Raw genomic sequence first — 18,943 nt, forward strand, 5'->3', positions numbered from 1 at the left:
GGCGTCGCTCAGTGGGTGGTCGCGGCTGCGTCGTCGTGCACCAGCACGAGCTCGCCACGCAACGAATGTGGGTACGCATGGACGATTTTCACGTCCACCATCTGGCCGATCAGCCGCGCATGCGAGGCAACCGGCGCCGGGAAATTCACCACGCGGTTGTTCTCGGTGCGGCCCGCGAGTTCGTTCGGGTCCTTGCGCGCCGGGCGTTCGACCAGAATCCGCTCGACCTTGCCGACCATCGAATCGCTGATGCGCTGCACGTTTTCTTCGATCGTAGCCTGCAGATGGTACAGACGCTTGAGCTTCACTTCGTGCGGCGTGTCGTCGTGCAGGTTCGCGGCCGGCGTGCCGGGACGCGGGCTGTAGATGAACGAGAAGCTGGTGTCGTACTTCATCTCGTGGATCAACGCCATCATCTTGTCGAAGTCTTCTTCCGTCTCGCCGGGGAAGCCGACAATCATGTCGGTCGACAAAGACAGGTCCGGACGGATCGCCCGCAGCTTGCGGATCACCGACTTGTATTCGAGCACCGTGTAGCCGCGCTTCATCGCCATCAGGATGCGGTCGGAGCCGTGCTGCACCGGCAGATGCAGATGGCTGACGAGCTTCGGCACCTTGGCGTAGGTGTCGATCAGGCGCTGCGTGAATTCCTTCGGATGCGACGTGGTGTAGCGAATCCGTTCGATGCCCGGAATATCCGCAACGTATTCGATCAGTTGGGCGAAGTCGGCGATTTCGCTCGAGCCGAGCGTAATACCGGCACGGTAGGCGTTCACGTTCTGGCCGAGCAGCGTGACTTCGCGCACGCCCTGGTCGGCGAGGCCGGCAATTTCGGTCAGCACGTCGTCCAGCGGACGCGACACTTCTTCACCGCGCGTATAGGGCACGACGCAGTAGCTGCAGTACTTGCTGCAACCTTCCATGATCGACACGAACGCGCTCGCGCCATCGACGCGCGCCGGCGGCAAGTGATCGAACTTTTCGATTTCCGGGAACGAGATGTCGACCTGGGCACGGCCGCTTTCGCGGCGCTTGTCGATCATTTGCGGCAGACGGTGCAGCGTTTGCGGTCCGAACACCAGATCGACATACGGTGCGCGCGCCACGATCGACGCGCCTTCCTGGCTTGCCACGCAACCGCCCACGCCGATGATCAGATTCGGGTTCGCTTCTTTCAACTCGCGCACACGGCCGAGTTCGGAGAAGACTTTCTCCTGCGCTTTTTCGCGCACCGAGCAGGTATTGAAGAGAATGACGTCCGCGTCTTCCGGGGTGTCGGTCTTGACGAGGCCTTCAGCCGCGCCGAGTACGTCGACCATCTTGTCGGAGTCGTACTCGTTCATCTGGCAGCCGTAGGTCTTTACATAAACTTTCTTGGTCATCGATTTTCGCCGGTCGCAGTGGTTAACCTGGGGGCGTCGTTTAAAAGGTGAAGAGGGGTGAAAACGTGCGGACGGGCCACGGGGCGGCGCTGGGGCTTGCTTGAGCCCATTTTGGTCCACTTTCAATGCACGTTTGCAGCGTAGCTCAATATTATAGCCCTTCACCGGATGCGGTTTGCGCCGCGGCCTTGGCTCGCGGCCGCTCCGGCGGCAAGCCCAGCAGGCCTTCCAGTTCGTCCGACACCTGCGCGAAGCGCTCGCTCAGGAAATCCAGCAGCACGCGCACGCGCGGCGCCATGAAACGGTTGCGGTGGTAGAGCGCGTGCAACGGCGCGTCCGGATAGCGCCATTCGGGCAGCAGGATTTTCAGGCAGTCGCCCCGCAAGTCCGCTTCCACGTCCCACATCGACTTGATGACGATGCCGTAGCCGCGCCGCGCCCATTCCCGGGCCACGGCGCCGTCGTTGGTTTCGCGGGAGGTCTCGAACGGCACGGTGTAGTGCTGCACTTCGTCGCCGCGTGTGAAGCGCCACTCGTTGACCGGTCCGGACGCGGTGCCGAGCACGATGCAATCGAAATTCGCCAGATCGTGCGGATCCTTCGGTTCGCCCTTGCGCGCGATGTAGTCCGGCGACGCGCACAGCACCCTTCGATTCGACGCCAGCTTGCGGGCGACGAGCGAGCTGTCCTGCGGCACGCCGAAGCGGATTGCCAGATCGATGTCTTCCTGCACGAGATTCGATAGCGAGTCCGACAGCGTCAGCGCGAACGTGACTTCCGGGTAAAGCGCGTTGAATTCATCGAGCCAGTGCATCAGCAGATTGCGGCCGAAGTCCGACGTGGCCGAGATTCGCACCTTGCCGCGCACCACGCCCTGACCGGCTTGCAGCGCGGCCTCGCCGTCGTCGAGCGATTGCAGCGCCTGCCGGCAGCAGTTCAGATACAGCCGGCCCTCGTCAGTGAGCCTGAGCTGACGGGTGGTGCGCTCGAACAGGCGTGTTTTCAGGCCGGCTTCGAGCTTGGCCAGCCGCGCGCTGGCGGCGGCCGGCGTCAGGCCCATCTTGCGGCCGGCTGCCGAGAGGCTGCCTTGCTGCGCCGCTTCGACAAACAGGCGGATGTCACCGAGGTTATCCATCGCGATTTTTCAAGAGAATTTGAAAATGCTTCAAATGCTACGCCAATTATCAAATTGACGTGTTCCGCTCACAATGCATTCCTCGTAAACCCTTTGTGCTTTGTGCCGCCCCGCCATGCAACTCGATCACGCAACGATCGTCACCGCCGACCTCAAGACCGCGCGACGTTTTTTCGTCGACGTTGCCGGGTTGACGGACGGCGCGCGTCCGCCGTTTTCGATCGACGGCCACTGGCTGTATGCAAACGGCCGCCCGGTGATTCATCTGATCGACGCGACGGTGCCCGCCCAAACGGGAAGGACCGCGCCGCGCATCGACCATATCGCCTTCCGGCTGGAGAGCGCCGACGAATGGCAGGCGCTATTGCAGCGCTTGCATGCGGCGGACGTGCCTTATCAGCTCGCCGAAGTCCCGCAGATGGGGCCGCAGCAAGCCGAATTGCAATTGTTCACTGCGCTCGCGCCGGGTGTGGTCATCGAATTCGTAACGGCGCAGCGCCACGCTCTTCGCCGCTAACACGGTCAACCTTAGAACCTGGAGTAGAAAAATGCCCATTCCATTACTCGCGCTAGCGATCAGCGCTTTCGCGATCGGCACGACCGAGTTCGTGATCATGGGCTTGCTGCCCGACGTTGCGCGCGATCTGGCCGTGTCCATTCCGTCGGCCGGTTTGCTGGTGAGCGGCTATGCGCTCGGTGTCGCCGTCGGGGCGCCGCTGCTCGCGGTGGTCACCAGCAAGATGCCGCGCAAGCTCGCGTTGCAGTTGCTGATGGGCGTGTTCATCGTCGGCAATACGCTGTGCGCGATCGCGTCCAGCTATTCGGTGCTGATGATCGCGCGCGTGGTGACGTCGTTCGCGCATGGGTCGTTCTTCGGCATCGGCGCGGTGGTGGCGGCTTCGCTCGTGCCGGCTGAAAAGCGGGCGAGTGCCATTGCGCTGATGTTCACCGGCTTGACGCTCGCGAACGTGCTCGGTGTGCCGTTCGGCACGTTCGTCGGTCAGGAATTCGGCTGGCGTGCGGCGTTCTGGATCGTCAGTGCGTTTGGGGTGCTGTCGCTCGCGGGCGTGTCGCTGCTGGTGCCCAATCGTCACGATTCTGGCCCGGTCGGGCTGGGCCACGAGGTACGCGTGCTGAAAGACCCGCAAGTCTGGACCGCGCTTGCGATGACAGTGCTCGGCTTCGGCGGCGTGTTCGTCGTGTTCACCTATATCGCGCCGATTCTCGAGCAGGTCAGCGGATTCTCGCCGCGCGGCGTCACGCTGATTCTGGTGCTGTTCGGTATTGGCCTCACGATCGGCAATACCGTGGGCGGCAAGCTCGCGGACCGCGCGCTGATGCCTTCGCTGATGGGCATCCTGGTGGCGCTCTCGGTCGTGATGGCGATTTTTGCGCGGACCAGCCATTCGCAGGTGGCCGCGGCGATCACCATTTTCGTATGGGGCATTGCTGCTTTTGCGACCGTGCCGCCGTTGCAGATGCGCGTGGTCGAGAAGGCCGCCGCGGCACCGAATCTGGCCTCGACGTTGAACATCGGCGCGTTCAACGTGGGCAATGCGGGCGGCGCGTGGCTAGGCGGTCTGGTGATCAATCACGGCCATTCGCTCGATACGCTGCCGTGGGTTGCGGCGGCGGTCAGCGTGGTGGCGTTGCTGCTTACGTGGTTCGCGGCGCGGATGGATGCACCGGCGTCGGCGGTGGCGCAGCGCGCTTGAGTTTGGGTGAGCGCCTGAGTGTGCGCGAACGCCCTGGCGAGCCCGGGGTGCGTCTAAGCGCCTGCCCGGTTGCGTCCTGGCGCTCGCATCGGCGCGAGCACGCCCATATGAAAAATTCGCACAAGCTTTGCGAGAACCGTCCTCCGCAATGCTGATAACAGTGTGAAGATAACTTCGTTGGGCGCGATGAGGCGCGATGCTATCTTGCTTCCACTAACCGCTTGCCCGCCGTCCGGCGGCGCTCCTGGAGGCAATCATGCATTCCCCGCTTGCGCTGGTTCGCGATCCCACGGCTGACACCACTGCGTCGCCGCGTGCCGCTGAACCCTTTGATGCTCTTGAACATCTGGTCGGCGTGAATCTCGCCCGTTTGCGCGCCGAGCGCCAACTTTCGCTCGATGCTCTCGCCCGTGCTTCGGGCGTCTCGCGAGCGATGCTCGCACAGATCGAGTCGGCGCGTAGCGTGCCGTCGATCAAAGTGCTGTGCAAGGTGGCATCGGCGTTGAAGGTATCGGTGGCGGCGTTTTTGCGGCGTCATGCGACCAACGGCTTCGAGCATTTGCCGGCGGAGCGTTCGTCGCGTGTCGTCAGTTCGAATGGGCGCTACTCGGCCCGGCCGCTTTATCCTGACGCCGAGCCGACCGCCGCCGAGTTTCACGAGTTGCGAATCGCGCCATTGCATACCGAGGCCGGCACGCGGCGCGCGCCGGGCACCACGGTGAATCTGGTGGTGAGCGAAGGCACACTGGAAGTCAGCGTGCACGACCAGCGCCAATTGCTGGCAACGGGCGACGCGATTGTGTTCGACGCGGACCAGCCGCACAGCCTGCGCAATCCTGGCGACACCGAAGCGCGCGCGTTTCGCGTGACCCTGAAGGCGGAAACGCCGCCGCGCTGGGAGGTGCCTGCGCCGCACGATTTGACACGGCAGGCCGCGCCGGTCTGACGAATGACGTTTTTTTTCAGGCGGATGTCCCGTGAAGCAGCGATGTCCGTCTGATTAGTGGGGCTGCGCTGCACGCGCGGCGCGACTGTTGTATGCTTTGCCAGCCGGAAATTCCGGCAATCAGTGCGTCTTCAGGGCGGGGTGAAATTCCCCACCGGCGGTATGCCGGCAGCGCGAAAGCGTGAGCCGGTGAGCCCGCGAGCGCCCGTGTCGTCAATGTGTTTGGAACTGTGCAACTACGTTGCATGGGACCAGAGTAAGCGCTAAAGCGCCAACTCTGGTCGACATGGGGTCAGCAGATCTGGTGAGAAGCCAGAGCCGACGGTTAGAGTCCGGATGGAAGAAGATGTGCAGATAGTCATGTTCGTTTCCGTGGCGCCGCTAGCAGTTGGAGCGGGGCGCGAGCGTCGCTTTGCGCGGCGTTCAACGGCGCGTCTTTGTCTGTTTGCAATGCCCTGAAACGTTTCTCGCCCAACTTTTGCGATGAGCGTTTCAACTATGTCCTTTGCTACTTTTCCTGCTCCGTCGACGATTGCACCCGATGCATCGCTCGATCTCCCGCTGCTCGACACCGAGGCTGTTCCGCCGCGTATCGCCGCCGCCTTGCAAGCCATGCGCGACGGCCGCGCCGTCGTCCTGCAAGACGATCACGACCGCGAGAACGAAGCCGATCTGATCGTTTCCGCCGAGCGTCTTTCCGTCGAAACCATGGCCTTGCTGATCCGCGAATGCAGCGGCATCGTCTGCCTGTGCCTGCCCGACGAGAAGATTCACGCACTCGAATTGCCGCCCATGGCCGTCAACAACGAAAGCCGTCATGGCACCGCGTTCACGGTCTCGATCGAAGCGCGCGATGGCGTGACCACCGGCGTGTCCGCACTCGATCGCGTGACGACCATTCGCGCGGCCATTAGCGACACGGCGAAGCCTGCCGACATCGTGCGCCCGGGTCACGTGTTTCCGCTGCGCGCGCAGCCCGGCGGCGTGCTCGCGCGGCGCGGCCACACCGAGGGCACGGTCGATCTGGCGGTTCTCGCGGGTCTGAAGCCGGCCGGCGTGTTGTGCGAGTTGATGAACGCGGACGGCACCATGACGCGCGGCGCGGACGTGGAGCGCTTCGCGGCGCAACACAATCTGCCGATGCTGACGATCGCCGAGCTGGTGGAATTCCGCGAGGCGCTGGCGACGGCGCGCGAATGCGTCGCCGATGAGGTTTGAGGTTTGCAAAAACAAACCCCACGTTCGAAAAAACGTGGGGTTAGTCAGCGGTCTGAAGCCTGATGCCGGCTATTTCAGCCGGCTTTTTTATTGCTTCGCCCGTTACGACTGCACGTCGCCAAACTCACCGCGCACGCCGGCTTCGACCAGCGCGGGCAGTTCATCCATATGCTTCATGATGCGCGTCATGCCCATCTTGCGCAGCGCATCCGCATAACCTTCGGGGATATGGCTCGCACCCACGAAGGCAATCGTCTTCATGCCCGCCGCACGCGCTGCATTCAAACCGGCCACGCTATCTTCCACGACGACGCATCGCGCCGGCTCCACGCCCAGTGTCTTTGCAGCGAACAGATAGACGTCGGGGTAAGGCTTCGGCCGCGCCACCTGTTCGGCGCTGAAAATCCGTTCGCCGAAAATCTGCTGCAAACCCGCGCGCCGCACCGACGCATTCACGCGCGCCATCCGGCTGTTCGACACGACAGCGGCCGGCAGGGTGACGCGTTGCAATGCGTCGCGCACGCCGTTGATCGGGCTGAGCGATGCCGCGAGCGCGAGCTCGACGTTGTGTTCGATCGTATTGAGAAAATCGGCAGGCAGCGTGATATCGAACGACTTGCCGATACCTTCGAGAAAGCGCGAGGTCTGCTGGCCGAACGCCGTCTTGACGACGGGTTCGAAGTCGAGGCCGGGGAAGGTGGCGGACAGCGTTTCGAGCATCACGCGGTCAGCGATGATTTCGCTGTCGACGAGCACGCCGTCGCAGTCACAGATGAGGTGGTCGATCATGCTTTAAAACGGAAAGCGAGAGGCACGCGAGCAAGACAGTTGCAAGCTCATGCGCGGAGATTGAAAGCATCATGATACGTGCTTTGGCGCCGCGTGCGCGGCGCCGTCGCTTTCCGTCGGCGCTTTATTGCGCCTTGGCGCACATAGGCTGCACTTGACGTGCGCCCTATGTGCACCGCAGAATCAATGCGCGTGCAAGTACAGATACAAGCCCGTTGCCGCCGCGCCACCCAGCAGCGGACCGCACACCGGAATCCACGAATAACGCCAGTCGCTGTCGCGCTTGCCCGGAATCGGCAGCAGTGCGTGCATCAGACGCGGCGACAGGTCACGCGCCGGGCTCATCGCGTAACCGGTTGGACCGCCGAGCGAAATGCCGATGCCGAGCACGAGCAGGCCGACCGGGAGCGCGTCGAGCGCGCCCAAACCGACTTGCGGCGAAGCCAGATACAGCACGCCGAGAATCAGCACAAAGGTCGCGATCATTTCGGTGAGCAGGTTATGCGGCACGCTGCGAATGGCGGGCGAGGTGCAGAACACGCCGAGCTTCACGTCGGCATCGCCTTCTTTCGCGAAGTGCTGACGATACGCGATCCACACGAGCAGGGCGCCCGCCATACCGCCGAGCATCTGCGCCGCGATGTAGCCCGGCACCTTGGCCCATGCGAATTTGCCTGCCAGCGCGAGGCTGATCGTTACGACAGGATTCAGGTGCGCGCCGCTGTAAGACGCGGTGACGTACACCGCGATGAACACGGCCATCGCCCAGCCCATCACGATCACGATCAGGTCCGCGCCTTTGCCTTTGGTGCGCGCGAGCAGCACGTTGGCGACCGCGCCGTTGCCGAGCAGCACGAGAAGCGCGGTGCCGATGAATTCCGCAATGAATGGAGACATAGTTTGTTATCCGAAATATAGTTGTTAGGGAAGCCGCGGGATAAGCGGCTTCGTTATGTCGAAAGGTGTCTTATAGGACGGATGGAAGGCGATCAGGGCGTATCGGCCCAGGCCTTCGCGGCGCGAATCGCGCGCTGCCAGCCGTCCAGGCATTCCTTGACATCGGCGTGCGGCAGGGCAGGCGTGAAACGGCGATCGAGTGCCCACTGGCTTTTCAACTCGTTCACGTCTTTCCAGTAGCCGACCGCCAGACCGGCCAGATACGCCGCGCCCAATGCGGTCGTCTCCGATACCTTCGGACGGACTGCATCGACGCCGAGAATGTCCGCCTGGAATTGCATCAGCAGATTATTCGCACAGGCGCCGCCGTCCACGCGCAGTTCGCCGATGCGGATGCCGGAGTCGGCTTCCATCGCTTTCAGCACGTCGAGCGATTGATAGGCGATCGAGTCGAGCGCGGCGCGGGCGATGTGCGCCGAACTCGTGCCGCGCGTCACGCCGAACAGCGTGCCGCGCGCACGGGCGTTCCAGTGCGGCGCGCCGAGGCCGGCAAACGCGGGCACCAGATACACGCCGTCGCTATGCGGCACGCTGCGCGCCATCGTTTCGATTTCAGCGGCGTTCTTGATGATGCCGAGGCCGTCGCGCAGCCATTGCACCACCGCGCCGCCGATGAAGATGCTGCCTTCGAGTGCGTAGTTGATCTGGTCGCCGATCTGCCAGGCGATCGTCGTCACGAGATTGTTCTTCGATTCGATCGGCTTGTCGCCGGTGTTCATCACGAGGAAGCACCCGGTGCCGTAGGTGTTCTTCACCATGCCCGACTCCGTGCACATCTGGCCAAACAAGGCTGCATGCTGGTCGCCGGCGATGCCCGCGAGCGGAATCTTGGAAGCGAACACGGTGGTCTTGGTCGGCCCGTACACTTCCGACGACGCACGCACTTCCGGCAGCATGTTGCGCGGAATGTCGAGTGCCTCGAGCAGCTCGTCGTCCCACTTCAGCGTGTGGATGTTGAACAGCATCGTGCGCGACGCATTGGTCACGTCGGTGACGTGCAAGCCGCCCTTGGTGAAATTCCACACCAGCCAGCTATCCACCGTTCCGAACGCGAGGCGGCCTTGCTTCGCCTTTTCGTGCGCGCCTTCGACATTGTCGAGAATCCAGCGGATCTTGGTCGCGGAGAAGTATGAGTCGATCGGCAGGCCGGTTTTCGCGCGGACTTTTTCTTCGAGACCTTGCTCTTTGAGCTGATCGCAGAAGTCGGCCGTACGGCGGTCTTGCCAGACGATCGCGTTGTAGATCGGATGACCGGTTTCACGGTCCCACACGATGGTGGTCTCACGCTGATTGGTAATGCCGATTGCGGCGATCGACGTGCCATTCATGCCGGCGCGCGTGACGGCTTCGGCGGCGACGCCGGCCTGGGTCGACCAGATTTCCTGCGGGTCGTGCTCGACCCAACCCGGACGCGGATAGATTTGCTGGAATTCTTTCTGAGCGGTCGACACGACGTTGCCGAGCCGGTCGAACAACATCGCGCGGGAACTGGTGGTGCCTTGGTCAAGCGCGAGGATGTATTGATCCTGCATTGTCTCTTCTCCATGTGTTTTATGAGTCGCCCGACTGTTATCAGGCGACAGGAACGGCTTGTCGTTCTAAGCGGGCTGCAACAGTTTGAGGTTGTGCGTCCCGGCCTTGTCAGTAGCCGAGGGGTGAAAATCGATTCGGTTCGTGCGGGGTCATCCGCGTAGCCGTGCCGCGTTGAGACAGGTCGGCCATGCGGTCCGGCTAAGTGGCTTAAATAAAGGGCCTAACTGAGCGAGTTAATTAACCGTCTGAACTAGGCACTCTGTCGGAACGGTTCGCGGGCGAACCACGCGTCGATGTCGTGTGTGATCGAATCGAGCGTGCCCGGTTCGACGTGCAGGCCGAGTTTCGAGCGGCGCCACAGCACGTCCTGCGCACTACGCGCCCATTCGGTGTCGCGCAAATAGGTGAGTTCGGCTTCGTAAAGACCTGGCGCGAACGCCCGGCCGAGGTCCGCCACCGAGCGCGCATTGCCAATCACATGCTTCACGCGCGTTCCGTACGCACGGGCGAGGCGGTGCGCCAGATCGGCGGGCAGCCACGCATTCTGCTGCTTGAAGCCGGCGAGAAAGCGCTCGAAGTTCGCTTGCGGAATATCGCCGCCGGGCAACGGCGCACCGGCTGTCCACGTAGGCGTGCTGTTATGCAGCGCGTACGCGAGTTTGTCGACGGCTTCTTCCGCCAGTTTGCGGAACGTCGTGATCTTGCCGCCGAATACGGACAGAAGCGGTGCTTCGCCCGCGGGCGCGTCGAGTTCGAGCGAGTAGTCGCGTGTGACTGCCGACGGGTTGTCCGCGCCTTCTTCCTCGAGCAGCGGACGCACGCCCGAGTAGGTCCAGCGCACGTCTTGCGGCGAGATCTTCTGCTTGAAGTAGCGGTTGATCGAATCGCACAGATACTGTGTTTCGTCTGCGTCGATCGCGACTTTCGACGGGTCGCCGCGATATTCGAGGTCGGTCGTGCCGATCAGCGTGTAATCGTGTTCGTACGGAATCGCGAAGATGATCCGTTTGTCCGGATTCTGGAAGATGTACGCGTGATCGTGATCGAACAGGCGGCGCGTGACGATATGGCTGCCTTTCACAAGGCGCACGCTATGCGTCGCCTCGCGGCCGAGCGCACCTTGCAGCAGTTCGCCGACCCACGGGCCGGCCGCGTTTGCGATAGAACCAGCGCGCACGTCGAGAATCGTGCCGTCCGCGCGCCTGAGTTGGGCGCGCCATTCGCCACCGGCGCGCACCGCGCTCAGCAGTTTGGTGCGCGTGAGAATCTTTGCCCCACGTTCCTGCGCATCCAGCGCGTTGAGCACGACCAGACGCGCGTCATTCACCCAACCGTCCGAATACACGAAGCCGCGCTTGATCGAATCGACCAGCGGCGCGCCGGCAGGATGGTTGCGCATCACAATGCCGCGCGAGCCGGGCAGGAGTTCGCGCTTGGCGAGGTGATCGTAAAGGAACAGGCCGGCGCGAATGAGCCAGGCCGGGCGCAGATCGGGCATGTGCGGCATCACGAAGCGCAGCGGCCACATGATATGCGGCGCGGCGCGCAGCAGCGTTTCGCGCTCCTGCAGGGCTTTGCGCACCAGCCCGAACTCACGGTACTCGAGATAGCGCAGGCCGCCGTGAATCAGCTTGGTACTGGCCGACGACGTATGAGCCGCCAGATCGTCCTGTTCGCAGAGCAGCACCGACAGGCCGCGGCCCGCCGCATCGCGTGCGATGCCTGCGCCGTTGATCCCGCCGCCCACGACGAGCAAATCGTATCTCGAGCCTTGCGTCACCTGCTGTGTCCCCTGCGTCAATTTCGGAAAACTGTTTGGAAAAACTATCGAACCGATAGTGTTCGTTTTCGAACTTTAATGAACATATTCGAAAAAGTAAAGTTCGGTTTTCTTAGGCGCCCCTCTAGCGGTTGGTCAGGGTGGTGGCGTAACGCGCGGCCACGGACGATACTCTCGGCAGCAGCCATTTCGAGGTGAATTCATGCGTGGACTTTGGATGATCGGCGCCGCTGTGCTCCTGACGGGATGCGTCAGCTCGCCGAGCTTGAATGGGACGATGGGCGCGCCCTCGTTCGCAACGTTGCAACAGATGTGCAGTGCCCAGACGGTCGACTACGGCAACGACGCGCAAGGCGTCTACGCGACGCTGTTCGACGCTTACGTGGCGAACCGGCGCGGCAAGTTGTCGAAGGAGGATTACTGCGCGTTCCAGGCGTCGCTTGCGCAGCGCTATGCGAGCCAAGGGGTGAGTGCCGATCCGCAGGTGCGCAATCAGTGGGTTGTGTTCTTCACCGACCAGCGAGCCAAAGCGTTGAGCTGGCGCGCGGCGGCCGACCCGACCTTACGCGCGGGCTGAAGCTCGCGCCCGGTTTTCTCCGCCCAGTCCTTCCCGCGGGAGATTCGCGCTCGTCGAATTGACCGGCAAATGCGGGGCTAGCCGTGTTGGGGCAGGGCCCCGCGCCACAACATCCGGCGAATCTGCGCGAACACGGCTTCGCGCGTCGGCGCGTTGCTCGCGGCGCTTTGTTGCGTCTGTGGCAATGGCAATTGATTGGCGAGCGCCAGCATGGTGAAGCCGTGCAGGCTTGCCCAGTAGGCATAGCCGATCAATTGGGGATCGCCTTCCAGAATGCCCGCGGCCACGAGCTGTTCGAAGTGCGACCCGAGCATGCGCCAGGCGCGCTGCGACGCGGCGGTGAGTTCCGGGTAAGCGCCTTCCTGCTGGGTCAGATCGAACATCAGGCGGTAGGCATGCGGCTCGTCGAGCGCGAACGCCACGTAGGCTTCGCTGACGACGGAGTGGTCGGTCGCAGGAGCCCGTTTCGCCGCCGCTTCGAGACGCGCCGCGAAGCGGTTGAACGCCGCGGCGCGGACCATCGCAAGGATCTCCTCCTTGTCGCGGAAGTAGCGATAGGGCGTCATCGCGCTGCAACCCAGTTCCTTTGCCAGCTCGCGCATCGTCACGCCTTGCGCGCCGCGTGTGGCGAACGCGTTTTCGGCCACGCGCCGCATGGTTTCGCGGAATTGCTGGATGTCGTCGGAGGAAAGCGTTTTTGGCATGCGCGAAGGCTGAAGGTCCGTCGCGTCAATTTACTGTGTAAATGAATTGGACACAACAAAGCGGCCGATCGAGCGGCCGCTTCTTCAAAATACAACCTGCTAGGAAAAACGTTTGATGGCCCGGAGTGCGCTGTCGCCGGTTTCGGTTACGCGCCATTGTTCGTTGCCCGATGCAAGCCGCTCGAGCTGCACAAGCTGGCGTTCCAGCAGGGCGTCGAGCTCTTCTCGTTCCATGTCGACTTGATTGGGGGCGTCCTTGACGAGCAACAACGTGGCGAATTCATGCGGACTCAGCATCGTTCTCTCCATGTCAAGCTAACGCGGACGGCCTTGCAGGCGACTGGCACGATGCCAGTGAAGTCCGCTAGAGGATCAGGCGGGAGGTGCGGCTATCACGACAGGTTCACGCTGCCGGCGCTCCGCGTAACGCGGAACGGACGCCGGGGAACTGGAGTGTAGTCAACCGCCAGACAAACACCAAAGGGGCCCCAGTAAATTTTCCCTTTGACAATTGGGCGTTGCAGAGGCGGTTTGGAGGAGCGGCCAGATCCTTGATTTCACTCGAAGTTTCGCGTGCACTGCAACATGGCCGAAGACGCCTGGATTACTCGGCGACATACACCTGGCAGTTGGCGGCCGCGAGCGTTTCGCTCATCTCGGCGGGCGGTGGGGCGTCGGTGAAAAGCGCGTCGATCTGGTCGAGATGACCTTGCCGGACGAGCGCCGGGCGGCCGAATTTGGAGTTGTCGGCGGCGAGAAACACCGTGCGCGCATGCTGGATGATCGCCTCGGCCACGCGCACTTCGCGGGTATCGAAATCGCGCAGCGTGCCGTCCGTTTCAATGCTCGACGTACCGATGATCGCGAAGTCCACCTTGAACTGCCGGATAAAGTCGATTGCCAGTTCGCCGACGATGCCCTTGTCCCACGGTCGCACGATGCCGCCCGTCACCAGCACTTCGCAATCGGGATAGCCGCTCATCATGCTGGCGACGTTCAGATTGTTGGTGATCACACGCAGGCCGCGATGCCGGTTGAGCGCCCGCGCGACTTCCTCGGTGGTCGTGCCGAGGTTGATGAAGAGGGACGCCTGGTCCGGAATGTGAGTGGCCACTAGCGCTGCAATGCGCCGCTTCTCTTCATGGAACATCCGCTGACGCGCCGTGTACGAGACGTTCTCGGAACTGGTCGGCAGGCTGGCGCCACCGTGATAGCGGCGCAGCAGGTTCATGTCGGCGAGCCAGTTGACGTCGCGGCGGATCGTCTGCGGCGTCACGTCGAAGTGGGCCGCAAGGTCGTCCACGGTCACGAAGCCGTCGCGTTGCACCCACTCCAGCAGTTCCTGTTGCCGGGCGTTGAGAGTCAGGCGGGGGTCTCGGGTCATGTGTCTCGGGTAGTGGGTTTTTTATCGGCTCTGCCCGCCACCGGCGCGAAAAGCCGAGCCGGAAAACGGGTAATGCCTGAACGAGGGTGAGCGTATTGTAAGACCATCGCACGTCCTGTCTGCCAACTCGTGCGTCATGGGTTGGATGCGGAGCGACCCGGCAACGACCCTGCAACGACCCTGCGGCGACTCATTCAGGTCATTTGCGCATTTATTCATTTGATAAATGAATTTGTTTTTTGTGCCGGATCGCGCTGCAATCCATGGTTCCGCGCTTTACCCGCGCTGCTGCCCGCGTTGTTACCCTGGTTGTTACCCGTTCCCCATGGTTTCCGGCGTTCGAAAACACGCCGGGCCACGCTTTCGAGAGTGTTCGACATGACTGGCTTCAATTGGCAAAACCCCTATCCGACGCCGCGTCTGCCTGTATTCGCGCGCAACATCGTTTCGACTTCGCATCCGCTCGCCGCGCAAGCCGGGCTGCGGATGCTGTGGAAAGGCGGTAATGCCGTCGACGCGGCGATTGCGGCGGCCGCCGCCATCACGGTGGTCGAGCCCGTGTCGTGCGGCCTTGGCGGTGACGCCTTCGCGCTGGTATGGGACGGCAAGAAGCTGCATGGCCTGAATGCATCGGGCGTCTCGCCGGCGGCGTGGAATGTCGAATATTTCAAGCGCAAATACGGTGAGGAAAATGGTCTCGCGAAGCAGCCGAAGCGCGGTTGGGACGCGGTGACGGTGCCCGGCGTGATTGCCGGCTGGGAAGCATTGCATCAGAAATTCGGCACGCTGCCGTTCGCCGACCTGATGGAGCCGGCAATCGAAATCGCCGAGCGCGGTCATGCGGTGGCGAGCATCGTTGCCTACAAGTGGGCGGCGGCCGTACCGGAACTGAAAGACCTGCCGGGCTTCGCGCAAACCTTCATGCCGCGCGGCCGCGCGCCGGAAGTCAGCGAACTGGTGCGCTTTCCCGGCCACGCGAAGACGCTGCGCAAGCTGGCCGAACAGGGCCCACGTGCGTACTACGAAGGCGAGATCGCCGAACAGATCGCGGCGTTTGCACGGGAAGGCGGCGGCGCGTTGACCCTGGACGATCTGCGCAACTACCGCGCCGATTGGGTCGAGCCGATCGGCAAGGATTATCGCGGCTACACCGTGCATGAGATTCCGCCGAACGGCCAGGGCATCGCGGCGCTGATTGCCTTGGGCATCCTCGAAAAGTTCGACATGAAAGAACTCGCCGTCGACAACGTCGAGTCGCAGCATGTGCAGATCGAAGCGATGAAGCTGGCGTTCGCCGACGTCTACCGCTATGTCGCCGATCCGCGTTCGATGGAAGTCACGCCTGAGCAGATGCTCGACGACGCGTACCTCACGTCGCGTGCGAAGCTGATCGACCCCAGGCGCGCCACGCAGTTCGACTTCGGCATGCCGAAGGCCGGCGGCACGATCTACATGTCGGTGGCCGACGAGCGCGGCATGATGGTCAGCTTCATCCAGTCGAACTACATGGGCTTCGGCTCGGGCATCGTGGTGCCGGACAGCGGCATCGCCATGCAGAACCGCGGCTGCGGATTCTCGATGGACTCGAAGTCGCCGAATGTGGTGGAAGGCGGCAAGCGGCCGTTCCACACCATCATTCCGTCGTTCCTGACGCAGCAGGTGGACGGCAAGCAGGAGGCGGTGATGAGCTTTGGCGTGATGGGCGGCGATATGCAGCCGCAAGGCCATCTGCAATCGATCGTGCGGATGCTCGACTACGGTCAGCAGCCGCAGGCCGCCTGCGACGCGCCGCGCTGGAAGGTCAACCGCGACTTCACCATCGACATCGAATCGACGCTCGATCCGAAAACCGCGGCGGCATTGCAGAAGCTGGGCCACACGATCAAGTCGGTCGACGATCCGTATATGGACTTCGGCTCCGGTCAGTACATCTGGAAGCTCGACGGTAACGATCCGGACCGCGGGTATGTAGCGGCGAGCGACAGCCGTCGTGACGGACTGGCCGCCGGATTCTGAACGACTCAAGCGAAGAAGCGCGGCGTCACGCGCAAGCAATGGACTGCGCGTGACAGCCGGGCACCGGGCGCGTCAAAAAACAGGCAGGGCAGGAGGCATCATGAGCATTCCCGCGTCGCAACCCGCGACAGCTTCGCCCCATTCCACGTCGGCGCCGCTTTCCAAAGCGATGGTGCGGCGTATCGTGTTTTCGTCGTCGGTCGGCAATGCGCTCGAGTGGTTCGACTTTCTGGTCTATGGCTACTTCGCCACCATCATCGCGAAACAGTTTTTCCCGATGCAGGACGAGTGGCTTTCCACGCTGCTCGCCATCGCCACTTTTGGCATCTCCTTCCTGATGCGGCCACTGGGCGCCGTTGTGCTGGGCGTCTACGGCGACCGCAAGGGCCGTAAGGCGGCGCTCACGCTCGCCATCGCGCTGATGATGGTCGGCACCTTCACCATGGCGGTGATGCCGCCGTATGCGTCGATCGGTATTGCGGCGCCCGTGTTGATCCTGTTCGCGCGGCTTGTGCAAGGTTTCGCGGTGGGCGGTGAGTTCGGCAGCGCAACAGCCTTCATGGTCGAGCACAGTGCGTCGCGGCGCGGCTATTACGCGAGCTGGCAGTTCGCGAGCCAGGGCCTCGCCGCGATCACCGCGGCGGCCTTTGGTTCGCTCCTGACCGCGTGGATGCCGCCCGAGCAACTCAATAGCTGGGGCTGGCGCTTGCCGTTCGTGTTCGGTTTACTGGTCGGGCCCGTGGGCTACTACATCCGTTCGCATCTCGACGAGACGCCGGAGTTTCTCGCGTTGCGTGAAGCGCGTGAGACCGCGGGTCAGCGTCAGACGATGCCGGAGGACAAGAGCGCGTCATTCAGCAACCAGTGGGTGAACCTGCTGCTGGCCGTGGGCATCGTTGCGCAATCAACGGTCGGCGTTTACGTGTTGCAGCTTTACATGCCGATGTATGCCGTCAAGCAGCTGCACATGCCGGCTGCGGCGTCGTTTGGTGTGGTGGTGCTCAATGGCGGCTTGCAGTTTCTGCTGTCGCCGGTGATGGGCGCATTGTCCGACCGCATCGGCCGGATTCGCATCATGCTGACGACGTCGATTCTGATGGGCGTGCTGATCTATCCGATGTTCGCTTTGCTGCAATCGCATCCGACGATCGGCTGGCTGCTACTGCTGCAAGGTACAGCCGGAATCTTCAAGGCGGCTTACTCCGGACCGATGCCGGCGCTGATGTCCGAGATCTTCCCGACGCAGGTGCGCTCGACGGGTCTTTCAATCGGTTACAGCATCGGCGTGACGATTTTCGGCGGCTTTGCGCCGACGATTGTGGAGACCTTCATTCACTTGACCGGCGACAAGCTCGCGCCAAGTTATTACGTCCTCACCGCCGCGGTGCTGTCGGGGTTGTCGCTCGTCGTGGTTGCGTGGCGTATGCGCCGCGTCAGGCATCTCGAAGGCGCTCAACTCGCATGACGGTCTTGCCGGGGATTGTTGTGCCCCGCAGCGAGCCTTGCCGCGCTTAACGCGCATTACTTTCAGGTCAAAGCCAGCTCTTCGAGCTGGCTTTTTTTGTGCCCTGCGTGCGCTGCTTGTAACCATCCGAAGGATTCGACTATCGTGAAATTGGAACTGCGACGGTCCGGCACGGTCTGTGCTGGGTTATCTGCAGAGTTGCCGAACACCGGCTAAGATGCAAGATACAAGGGGTTAACTCTAATTCAAGGTGCTGTATCTGACACGGTGGACTGTCCCTGCGATTGCGGGCGGTTTCGAGCGAGCTTCACGAGTCGATGCAGCCTTCGGAGCAATGACACAATGCACACTGAGCTGAACCATGTGATGCCCTGGCGGATCGAGGATATCGACCTCACCCGCATCGATCGCCAGAAAGCAGTCGCTAACGAAGACCTGCTGCTTCTGTTGTGCGCCGCTTCATTTATCGAAAGCGGCACCGATCTTTACACCAGCAATCTCAGCACCTTCTTCCACGGCGACCCTGAAGTGTCCGCCTGGCTTAATCAGGAATGGGAGCCGGAAGAAATGCAGCATGGCCGCGCGCTCAAGACCTATGTCGCTTACGTCTGGCCTGAGTTCGATTGGGACACCGCGTTCCGTAATTTCATGGAAGAGTATTCGCTGACCTGCTCGGTCGAAGACTTCGAAAAAACGCGCGCGCTCGAGATGGTTGCACGCTGTGTGGTGGAAACGGGCACCGCAACGCTTTATCGCGCGATCGGCGAATGTTCGGACGAGCCGGTACTCAAGCAGATCACCGACAACATTCGCACCGACGAAGTCCGTCACTACAAGCACTTTTTCAAGTTCTTCAAGAAGTACAACAAGATCGAAGGCAATGGGCGTCTTGCGGTTCTCGGCGCGTTGATGCGCCGCGTGATGGAAATCAAGAACGAAGACTCGGAGATCGCGTTGCGTCATGTTTTCGCGATTCGTTATCCTGAGCGCGTGCACGATTCGGCCTACAACCGCGAGCGCGCGGCTCGCATCAATGCGTTGGTGCGGCGCAATCTGTCGGCGGACATGTGCGTGAAGATGCTGCTCAAGCCGCTCGATCTGCCGGCCAAGATTCAGCCGGGCGTGCATTACCCGCTCGCCAAGATCACGCAGCACGTGTTTTTTCGCTGATGTTTGTCCGCTGAGTCCGTGGCGTAAAGATGAAAATGAATGGCCCGCTCGCGCGGGCCGGGGGTGTCCCGAATTTTGTGTAAACGGGTTTGTGTTTAACCCGGCACGAGCCGTTCTTCGAACTGGATGGTGAAGCGGTTCAGGGCTGCTTTCCAGTCCCGGATCGGCATCG

18 protein-coding genes and 1 riboswitch are annotated in these 18,943 nt (G+C 62.2%); of the genes, 8 read left to right on the forward strand and 10 right to left on the reverse strand.

Going from position 1 to position 18,943, the window contains the following annotated elements; all coding sequences use genetic code 11:
- Positions 1 to 8: 8 nt before the first annotated feature.
- On the reverse strand, positions 9 to 1,382 hold the full coding sequence (gene miaB / locus KHO23_RS20490; RefSeq protein WP_211613070.1) for a tRNA (N6-isopentenyl adenosine(37)-C2)-methylthiotransferase MiaB: 1,374 nt from the start codon (positions 1,380 to 1,382) through the stop codon (positions 9 to 11).
- A gap of 151 nt (positions 1,383 to 1,533) precedes the next feature.
- Complete coding sequence (locus KHO23_RS20495; RefSeq protein ID WP_211613071.1) at positions 1,534 to 2,517, reverse strand: LysR family transcriptional regulator; 984 nt, start codon at positions 2,515 to 2,517, stop codon at positions 1,534 to 1,536.
- Between the two features lie 115 nt (positions 2,518 to 2,632).
- On the opposite strand from KHO23_RS20495, the gene KHO23_RS20500 reads away from it, so the two are divergent.
- The 4 genes from KHO23_RS20500 to ribB all read left to right on the forward strand — a co-directional run bounded on the left by KHO23_RS20500 (position 2,633) and on the right by ribB (position 6,396).
- Positions 2,633 to 3,034 (forward strand): VOC family protein, encoded by a 402-nt coding sequence (locus tag KHO23_RS20500; protein WP_211613072.1) that lies wholly within the window; start codon positions 2,633 to 2,635, stop codon positions 3,032 to 3,034.
- A 31-nt stretch (positions 3,035 to 3,065) separates the two neighbouring features.
- A complete protein-coding gene (locus KHO23_RS20505; RefSeq protein ID WP_211613073.1) occupies positions 3,066 to 4,232 on the forward strand; it encodes an MFS transporter in 1,167 nt (388 codons plus the stop codon).
- 256 nt (positions 4,233 to 4,488) lie between these two features.
- Positions 4,489 to 5,178, forward strand: coding sequence for a helix-turn-helix domain-containing protein (locus KHO23_RS20510; protein ID WP_211613074.1), 690 nt, complete (start codon positions 4,489 to 4,491; stop codon positions 5,176 to 5,178).
- A 123-nt stretch (positions 5,179 to 5,301) separates the two neighbouring features.
- A riboswitch (FMN riboswitch) is annotated at positions 5,302 to 5,530 on the forward strand.
- Between the two features lie 146 nt (positions 5,531 to 5,676).
- Positions 5,677 to 6,396, forward strand: a complete 720-nt coding sequence (gene ribB, locus KHO23_RS20515; protein WP_211613075.1) for a 3,4-dihydroxy-2-butanone-4-phosphate synthase — start codon at positions 5,677 to 5,679, stop codon at positions 6,394 to 6,396.
- A 102-nt stretch (positions 6,397 to 6,498) separates the two neighbouring features.
- Here the strand turns inward: ribB and KHO23_RS20520 are convergent, their stop codons facing one another.
- The 4 genes from KHO23_RS20520 to glpD all read right to left on the reverse strand — a co-directional run bounded on the left by KHO23_RS20520 (position 6,499) and on the right by glpD (position 11,455).
- Positions 6,499 to 7,185 carry an HAD family hydrolase gene (locus KHO23_RS20520; protein ID WP_211613076.1) on the reverse strand — a complete coding sequence of 229 codons (687 nt, stop codon included), beginning with the start codon at positions 7,183 to 7,185 and terminating at the stop codon, positions 6,499 to 6,501.
- A gap of 183 nt (positions 7,186 to 7,368) precedes the next feature.
- The gene (locus tag KHO23_RS20525) at positions 7,369 to 8,082 is read right to left on the reverse strand and encodes an MIP/aquaporin family protein (protein WP_211613077.1); all 714 of its coding nucleotides are present in this window, start codon (positions 8,080 to 8,082) and stop codon (positions 7,369 to 7,371) included.
- A 92-nt stretch (positions 8,083 to 8,174) separates the two neighbouring features.
- Positions 8,175 to 9,674, reverse strand: coding sequence for a glycerol kinase GlpK (gene glpK / locus KHO23_RS20530; protein ID WP_211613078.1), 1,500 nt, complete (start codon positions 9,672 to 9,674; stop codon positions 8,175 to 8,177).
- Between the two features lie 251 nt (positions 9,675 to 9,925).
- Positions 9,926 to 11,455, reverse strand: coding sequence for a glycerol-3-phosphate dehydrogenase (gene glpD, locus KHO23_RS20535; RefSeq protein ID WP_211613079.1), 1,530 nt, complete (start codon positions 11,453 to 11,455; stop codon positions 9,926 to 9,928).
- A 202-nt stretch (positions 11,456 to 11,657) separates the two neighbouring features.
- On the opposite strand from glpD, the gene KHO23_RS20540 reads away from it, so the two are divergent.
- The gene (locus KHO23_RS20540) at positions 11,658 to 12,032 is read left to right on the forward strand and encodes a hypothetical protein (RefSeq protein ID WP_211613080.1); all 375 of its coding nucleotides are present in this window, start codon (positions 11,658 to 11,660) and stop codon (positions 12,030 to 12,032) included.
- 77 nt (positions 12,033 to 12,109) lie between these two features.
- On the opposite strand, the gene KHO23_RS20545 is transcribed toward KHO23_RS20540, so the two are convergent.
- The 4 genes from KHO23_RS20545 to KHO23_RS20560 form a co-directional block, all read right to left on the reverse strand.
- Positions 12,110 to 12,736, reverse strand: a complete 627-nt coding sequence (locus tag KHO23_RS20545; protein ID WP_211613081.1) for a TetR/AcrR family transcriptional regulator — start codon at positions 12,734 to 12,736, stop codon at positions 12,110 to 12,112.
- A 99-nt stretch (positions 12,737 to 12,835) separates the two neighbouring features.
- A complete protein-coding gene (locus tag KHO23_RS20550; RefSeq protein ID WP_054034465.1) occupies positions 12,836 to 13,033 on the reverse strand; it encodes a hypothetical protein in 198 nt (65 codons plus the stop codon).
- Positions 13,034 to 13,340: 307 nt separating this feature from the next.
- Positions 13,341 to 14,120: a DeoR/GlpR family DNA-binding transcription regulator gene (locus KHO23_RS20555; RefSeq protein WP_211613082.1), complete on the reverse strand. Its 780-nt coding sequence runs from the start codon at positions 14,118 to 14,120 to the stop codon at positions 13,341 to 13,343.
- 215 nt (positions 14,121 to 14,335) lie between these two features.
- Positions 14,336 to 14,500: a hypothetical protein gene (locus KHO23_RS20560; RefSeq protein WP_211613083.1), complete on the reverse strand. Its 165-nt coding sequence runs from the start codon at positions 14,498 to 14,500 to the stop codon at positions 14,336 to 14,338.
- Here KHO23_RS20560 and ggt point away from each other — a divergent pair.
- The 3 genes from ggt (at position 14,499) to KHO23_RS20575 (ending at position 18,771) form a co-directional block, all read left to right on the forward strand.
- Positions 14,499 to 16,136 carry a gamma-glutamyltransferase gene (ggt, locus tag KHO23_RS20565; protein ID WP_211613084.1) on the forward strand — a complete coding sequence of 546 codons (1,638 nt, stop codon included), beginning with the start codon at positions 14,499 to 14,501 and terminating at the stop codon, positions 16,134 to 16,136. The genes KHO23_RS20560 and ggt overlap by 2 nt on opposite strands.
- 100 nt (positions 16,137 to 16,236) lie before the next feature.
- Positions 16,237 to 17,601 carry an MFS transporter gene (locus KHO23_RS20570; protein ID WP_211613085.1) on the forward strand — a complete coding sequence of 455 codons (1,365 nt, stop codon included), beginning with the start codon at positions 16,237 to 16,239 and terminating at the stop codon, positions 17,599 to 17,601.
- 342 nt (positions 17,602 to 17,943) lie between these two features.
- Positions 17,944 to 18,771, forward strand: a complete 828-nt coding sequence (locus tag KHO23_RS20575) for a ferritin-like domain-containing protein (RefSeq protein ID WP_211613086.1) — start codon at positions 17,944 to 17,946, stop codon at positions 18,769 to 18,771.
- Positions 18,772 to 18,943 lie beyond the last annotated feature (172 nt).

The organism is Paraburkholderia haematera, assembly GCF_905220975.1.
Classification (GTDB): domain Bacteria; phylum Pseudomonadota; class Gammaproteobacteria; order Burkholderiales; family Burkholderiaceae; genus Paraburkholderia; species Paraburkholderia haematera.

Coding starts and splice junctions, on each gene's coding strand:
- miaB (WP_211613070.1), bottom strand. CDS start 1,382: ATGACCAAGAAAGTTTATGTAAAGACCTACGGCTGCCAGATGAACGAG.
- KHO23_RS20495 (WP_211613071.1), bottom strand. CDS start 2,517: ATGGATAACCTCGGTGACATCCGCCTGTTTGTCGAAGCGGCGCAGCAA.
- KHO23_RS20500 (WP_211613072.1), top strand. CDS start 2,633: ATGCAACTCGATCACGCAACGATCGTCACCGCCGACCTCAAGACCGCG.
- KHO23_RS20505 (WP_211613073.1), top strand. CDS start 3,066: ATGCCCATTCCATTACTCGCGCTAGCGATCAGCGCTTTCGCGATCGGC.
- KHO23_RS20510 (WP_211613074.1), top strand. CDS start 4,489: ATGCATTCCCCGCTTGCGCTGGTTCGCGATCCCACGGCTGACACCACT.
- ribB (WP_211613075.1), top strand. CDS start 5,677: ATGTCCTTTGCTACTTTTCCTGCTCCGTCGACGATTGCACCCGATGCA.
- KHO23_RS20520 (WP_211613076.1), bottom strand. CDS start 7,185: ATGATCGACCACCTCATCTGTGACTGCGACGGCGTGCTCGTCGACAGC.
- KHO23_RS20525 (WP_211613077.1), bottom strand. CDS start 8,082: ATGTCTCCATTCATTGCGGAATTCATCGGCACCGCGCTTCTCGTGCTG.
- glpK (WP_211613078.1), bottom strand. CDS start 9,674: ATGCAGGATCAATACATCCTCGCGCTTGACCAAGGCACCACCAGTTCC.
- KHO23_RS20540 (WP_211613080.1), top strand. CDS start 11,658: ATGCGTGGACTTTGGATGATCGGCGCCGCTGTGCTCCTGACGGGATGC.
- KHO23_RS20545 (WP_211613081.1), bottom strand. CDS start 12,736: ATGCCAAAAACGCTTTCCTCCGACGACATCCAGCAATTCCGCGAAACC.
- KHO23_RS20550 (WP_054034465.1), bottom strand. CDS start 13,033: ATGCTGAGTCCGCATGAATTCGCCACGTTGTTGCTCGTCAAGGACGCC.
- KHO23_RS20555 (WP_211613082.1), bottom strand. CDS start 14,120: ATGACCCGAGACCCCCGCCTGACTCTCAACGCCCGGCAACAGGAACTG.
- ggt (WP_211613084.1), top strand. CDS start 14,499: ATGACTGGCTTCAATTGGCAAAACCCCTATCCGACGCCGCGTCTGCCT.
- KHO23_RS20560 (WP_211613083.1), bottom strand. CDS start 14,500: ATGTCGAACACTCTCGAAAGCGTGGCCCGGCGTGTTTTCGAACGCCGG.
- KHO23_RS20570 (WP_211613085.1), top strand. CDS start 16,237: ATGAGCATTCCCGCGTCGCAACCCGCGACAGCTTCGCCCCATTCCACG.
- KHO23_RS20575 (WP_211613086.1), top strand. CDS start 17,944: ATGCACACTGAGCTGAACCATGTGATGCCCTGGCGGATCGAGGATATC.